Source organism: Dietzia sp. E1, from assembly GCF_014145015.1.
GTDB classification, from domain to species: Bacteria; Actinomycetota; Actinomycetes; order Mycobacteriales; family Mycobacteriaceae; genus Dietzia; species Dietzia cinnamea_A.
The window spans coordinates 1-5,427 of sequence record NZ_JAALDU010000075.1; the positions used below are offsets into that span (position 1 = coordinate 1).

The 5,427-nt window shown below is 73.9% G+C and carries 5 protein-coding genes; 4 read left to right on the forward strand and 1 reads right to left on the reverse strand.

All coding sequences use genetic code 11. The features are described from left to right. Nucleotides 1-226 precede the first annotated feature (226 nt). The 3 genes from G6030_RS03325 to G6030_RS03335 are packed head-to-tail and all read left to right on the forward strand — an operon-like array spanning nt 227 to nt 3,152. A complete protein-coding gene (locus G6030_RS03325) occupies nt 227-814 on the forward strand; it encodes a GNAT family N-acetyltransferase (protein ID WP_061228940.1) in 588 nt (195 codons plus the stop codon). Next, nucleotides 811-2,397: an FAD-dependent oxidoreductase gene (locus G6030_RS03330; protein WP_182642205.1), complete on the forward strand. Its 1,587-nt coding sequence runs from the start codon at nt 811-813 to the stop codon at nt 2,395-2,397. The genes G6030_RS03325 and G6030_RS03330 overlap by 4 nt, the downstream gene beginning before the upstream one ends. Continuing rightward, complete coding sequence (locus G6030_RS03335) at nt 2,394-3,152, forward strand: DUF3153 domain-containing protein (RefSeq protein ID WP_182642206.1); 759 nt, start codon at nt 2,394-2,396, stop codon at nt 3,150-3,152. The genes G6030_RS03330 and G6030_RS03335 overlap by 4 nt, the downstream gene beginning before the upstream one ends. A gap of 6 nt (nt 3,153-3,158) precedes the next feature. Here G6030_RS03335 and metF read toward each other — a convergent pair whose 3' ends face one another. Next, nucleotides 3,159-4,082, reverse strand: a complete 924-nt coding sequence (gene metF / locus G6030_RS03340) for a methylenetetrahydrofolate reductase [NAD(P)H] (protein ID WP_347238564.1) — start codon at nt 4,080-4,082, stop codon at nt 3,159-3,161. 164 nt (nt 4,083-4,246) lie between these two features. On the opposite strand from metF, the gene G6030_RS03345 reads away from it, so the two are divergent. Continuing rightward, nucleotides 4,247-5,311, forward strand: coding sequence for a polyprenyl synthetase family protein (locus tag G6030_RS03345; RefSeq protein ID WP_241724123.1), 1,065 nt, complete (start codon nt 4,247-4,249; stop codon nt 5,309-5,311). Nucleotides 5,312-5,427 lie beyond the last annotated feature (116 nt).

Consider the following 5,427-nt stretch of genomic DNA (forward strand, 5'->3'; position numbering starts at 1 on the left):
CGGCCGCCGCGACCGCCCGGCCACGGTGCGCCTCGGCACGCCCGGCGCGGCCGAGTGACCCCGCGGCACCCCCGCGGGACGACCGCGTCCTGCTCGTGGTCCGCGTCCTCCTCGTGTCCATCTGCTGCACCTCCGCCTCCTGCATCTCCGCGTCTGCGCGCACGGTATCGCCGGGGTACGACACATCCCGGCGCCCCGGATCCGCGCCCGTGATCAAATGGGGTGGATGGACACCGTGATCACCCGGCTGGACGCCGCCGACTTCCGAGACCGACTGCCCGAGGCTCTGGGGGTCTACGTCGACGCCATGGGCTACCCGTCGCAGGTGATCCGCTCCCGGGCGGCCGCCTGGATGGAGCACAGCTACCGCGACGGCTGGTCCGGGGTGGCCGCGTTCGAGGCCCCGCGCCGACGCCTGCTCGGACAGTCGAGGGGCCCGCTGGTCGCGATCTGTTACGGCTACCACGGCGCGCCCGGCCAGTGGTGGTACGAGCAGGTCTCCCGGGGGTTGCGCGACCGGGAGCGCGAACTCCCGTCCGACTACGTCGAGCTGACCGAGCTGCACGTCTCGCCCACCCACCAGGGCCGCGGTATAGGCGGGACCCTGCTGCGCAGGTTCCTGGCGGACCGTCCGGAGAGCAGGGTCCTGTTGTCCACACCCGAGGTCGAGGGCGAGGACAACAGCGCGTGGCGGCTGTACCGGTCGCTAGGCTTCACCGATGTGCTGCGGTCGTACCGCTTCGAGGGCGATGCACGGCCGTTCGCGGTCCTCGAGCGCACGTTGCCGCTCCCCGTCCCGGGGACCGACGAGTGAGCCGGCGTCATGACGTGGTGGTGATCGGCTCCGGCCACAACGGGCTGGTCTGCGCCGCCTATCTCGCCCGCGCCGGGCACGACGTCCACGTCGTGGAGAAGGACACCGTGATCGGCGGCGCCACCTCGACGGTCGAACGGTACCCCGGTCACCTGACCGATCGCGGGTCGTCGGCGCACCTCATGATCCGGCACACCGGCATCCCGGAGGAGCTCGACCTCGCGGCCCACGGACTGCGCTACATCGACTGCGATCCGTGGGGGTTCGCGCCCGCTCCGCCCGGATCCGGGGAGCCGCCGATCGTCTTCCACCGGGACCTCGACGCGACGTGCGCCAGCATCGCCGCCGCCTGCGGGGGCGCCGATGCCGACGCGTACCGCGAGTTCGTCCGGCGGTGGGACGTCCTCGCGGGACGCATGATGAAGGGCTTCTCGGTGCGGCCGACCGCGCCGGGGCTCGGGTCGGCGTTCCTCGGCGCCGAGGACCTGCGCGACCCGTTCGGCGCGGTCCAGACGTTCCTGTCCTCCGGCGACGCGCTCCTGGACTCGATGTTCGACTCCGAGCGGCTCAAGGCCGCGCTGTCGTGGTTCGGTGCCCAGTCCGGTCCGCCGATGTCGCACCCCGCCACGGCCCCGATGATCGGCTTCGCGGCGCTGATGCACCGGATCCCGCCCGGGCGCGCGGTGGGCGGGTCCGGGGCGCTCGCGGACGCGCTGACGTCGGCGATCCGTGCGCACGGCGGCACGGTCACCGCCGGCGCGGGGGCCACCGCGATCCGCCGCTCGGGTCCGGGCTGGCGGGTCGACACCGGGGGCGGTGACTCCCTCCACTGCTCGACGGTGGTGGCGGCGTGCCACGTCCACACGACCCTCGACCTCCTCGAGCACGAGTTGCCCGCGGCGACGGTGAACGGCTGGCGACGTCGGATCCGGCCCGGCTTCGGCCTGGGGATGGTCGTCCGGCTGGGCACCACCGACCTGCCGCGCTACCCGGACGTCCCCACCGAGACCAGTGCCCACGGGCTGCAGTTGCTCGTCACGGACCGGCGGCATCTCGACCGGCGCTACGGCGTGGCCGCGGCCGGGGGGCTGGACGCGGACCCGGCGGTCCTGGCGATGAGCTTCAGCTCGCTCGACCCCTCCCTCGCGCCGGAGGGCCGACACGAGCTCACCCTCTGGTCGCAGTGGCATCCGCGTCACCTCGCCGACGGGCGGGGCTGGTCCGAGGCCGGGCCCGGGGAGGCCGACCGCATCATCGCCGCGGCGGACCGGTTCGCGCCGGGCCTGGCGGACTCGATCGTCCACCGACACGTCCAGACCCCTGAGGACCTGGAGTCCGAGCTCGGGCTGCTCGGCGGGAACGTCATGCACGTGGAGATGTCGCTGGACCAGATGCTGCCGATGCGCCCGCACCCCGACCTGCGCGGTCATGCGGTCCCGGGCGCCGACGGGGTGTTCCTGGCCGGGGCGTCCACGCACCCCGGCGGAGGCGTCATCGGCGCCAGCGGCAGGACGGTGGCGCGACTCGTCGGCCGCAGGCTCGGCAGGTCGGCGCTACGTCGTCGGGGAATCCGGGCAGAATGACCGCCGTGACCGTGCCCCGACCGCTCCGGCGACCCACGACCGTGCGCTCCACGACCGTGCGCGCCTCAGCCGCCTCCGGCCGCTCGCGGCCGCCCCGACGGGCCGCGGTCCTCGCCACGCTGGCCGCCCTGCTGGTCGTGCTCACCGGGTGTCTGCAGCTCAACGCGCAGATGAGCGTCCGCAAGGACGACACCGTGTCCGGACGCATCCTCGTCGCCGGGGACCAGCCGGAACAGGCGGCGGCCCTCGAACGGCTCGGCGCGCCGTCCGGCCTCGAGCAGAAGGTCCGGATCACGCCCTACTCGGCGGACGGGTTCACCGGTCGCGAGATCTACTTCACCCAGCTGACGTTCGCGGAGATGGACGCGCTCTCCCTGGCGATCGACATCGAGGGCGCCCGCCCGTACACGCTCGGCTTCCGCCGCAGCGGCGACACGGTGTCGTTCAGCGGCTCGATCGACCTGTCGATGCTCCCGGTGGATCGCGCCGGGTCGACGACGACGCGGGTCGACCTCACGTTCCCCAACCGCATCAGCGAGACCAACGGGACCGTCGGCGCGGGGAACTCCGTGAGCTGGACGCCCGCTCCGGGGTCGATCACCCGGATGCAGGCCTCGTCCTCGTACCCCGACCCCGCCGCCCGCGGCTTCGCCGTGTGGATGATCGTGGGCATCGGCGCCGCCCTGCTGGTGTCCATCGGGACGATCCTGGCCGCGCGGACCTCCAGGGCCCGCGCGGACCGCCTGGTGCGCTGACGGCGGTCAGATCCGGCTGGCCGCCACCCCGGGCGCGGGCGCCATCGACAGGTTGGTGAGGACCTCACGGGTGGCCCGCGAGAAGTTGAGGGTGTTGAAGTGCAGGCACGGCACGCCCTCGGAGATCAGCCGCTCACACATCCGGGTGGTGAGGTCGATCCCCACCTCGCGCACCGCCTCGCGGTTCTCCTCCGGCCCGTCCCCCGCAGCCGTCCGGAGCCGCTCGGCCAGGTCGTCGGGCAGCGCGCACCCCGACAGCTCGACCATCCGCTTGACCTGCCGCAGGCTGGTGACCGGCATGAGACCGGGGATGATGGGCTTGTCGCCCTGCTCCGGATCGGCCGCGACGGCGCGGTCCCGCAGGCGCAGGTAGTGCTCGACGTCCCAGAACATCTGCGTGATGGAGTACTCGGCACCCGCGCGCAGCTTGCCGACCAGGACCTCGGTGTCGTGATCGAGGTCCCGCGCCCGGTAGTGCCCCTCGGGGAACGACGCCACGCCCACGTGGAAGTCCCCCACCTCGTGGATCAACCGGACGAGTTCCTCGGCGTAGCGCAGGCCCTCCGGGTGCGCCGTCCACTCCCCCAACGGGTCCCCGGGCGGGTCCCCGCGGAGCGCGAGGATGTTGGACACCCCCACCTCCCCGTACATGCGGATCATGTCGGCGAGCTCGGCCACCGTGTGCCCGACCGCCGTCAGATGGGCGATCGGGACCAGGTCGGTCTCCCGGACGATGCGCTCGACCACGCGGACGGTCCGGTCACGCGTCGACCCGCCGGCCCCGTACGTCACCGAGACGAACGCCGCCCCGAGCTCGGAGAACACGGAGGCCGCGCGCCACAGGCGCTCCTCGGCGGCCTCGTCACGGGGTGGGTAGAACTCGACGGAGAACGGCACCCTCGGGGTGGTCGACGTCGCGATCCTCTCCACGATGCTCGGGTGCCGGCCGCCGTCCGTCGGATCTGGGTCGGGTAGCTGGGTCACCCGACCAGGGTAGCCCGACACGCGTCCGGTCCGGCCGCCGCCCGACGACTAGGATCGTCGGCGACGAGGGCGACCGGACCGGGCGCCCGGAAGGGATGGTGCCCGTGGTCATGGCGACGCGCCCCGACGACGGAGAACGCGTCCACGCGACGCTCCGCCGCCACATCGAGGGACGGCGCACGGTCGTCGCCGCGGTCGACGAGCGGGTGGACCGGCTGGCCGGGCTCCTGTCGGACTTCGTGCTCGACGGTGGCAAGCGGATGCGGCCCAGGTTCGCCCTGGCCGGGTGGGCCGCCTCCCGGCGCGACCCCGGCCCGGCGCCCGAGGAGGTCGTGACCGCCTGCGCCGCCCTCGAGCTGATCCAGGCGTGCGCCCTCGTCCACGACGACATCGTCGACGCCTCCGACACCCGCCGCGGCCGGCCCACCGTGCACCGCGCGATCGAGTCGGCGCACCGGCGGGACGGGTGGGACGGCGACGCCGCCCGCTACGGGGTGTCCCAGGCGATCCTCGTCGGCGACCTGGCCCTGAGCTGGGCCGACGAGATGTTCGTGACCTCCGGCGTCGACCCGGCCGCGCTGAGCCGGGCGCTCGGACCGTGGCACACCATGAAGACCGAGGTCCTGTCCGGCCAGATGCTCGACATCCTCGCCGAGGCGTCCGGCGCCACGGACGAGCAGACCCCCGCCCGGGTGAACCGCTTCAAGACCGCGGCCTACACCGTCGAGAGGCCCCTGCACATCGGGGCCGAGCTCGCCGGCGCGACCGACGGGACGGTCGCCGCGCTGAGGGAGTTCGGCGTCGCCGTGGGCCAGGCGTTCCAGCTGCGTGACGACCTGCTCGGGGTGTTCGGCGATCCGGAGGTCACCGGGAAGCCGTCCGGGGACGACCTCCGCGAGGGCAAGCGCACCCTCCTGCTCGCCCGCGCGATGACCCTCGCACCCGGCGAGGACGCGCGCTTCCTCGCCGGGGTGCTGGGCACCGAGCCCGACGGTCCGACTCTCGAGCGGGCCCGCGCCGTCCTCGTGGACTCCGGGGCGGTCGCCTCCGTGGAGACCGAGATCGAGGAGCTGACCGCCCGCGCACTGGACGCGATCGCCTCCGACGCGATCAGCGCACACGGGCGGGACATGCTGCGGGACCTCGCGGAGGCCGCGACCCGCCGACGGGCCTGACCCGTGCCCGCTGCCACGGGACACCGACCGGAGCGGGACTCCTCGTCGTCGTCACGCCCGCCCACCCGGACCACCGCGGCGGTGGGCTCCGCCCGGGCCGCCCTCACCGGCCCGTC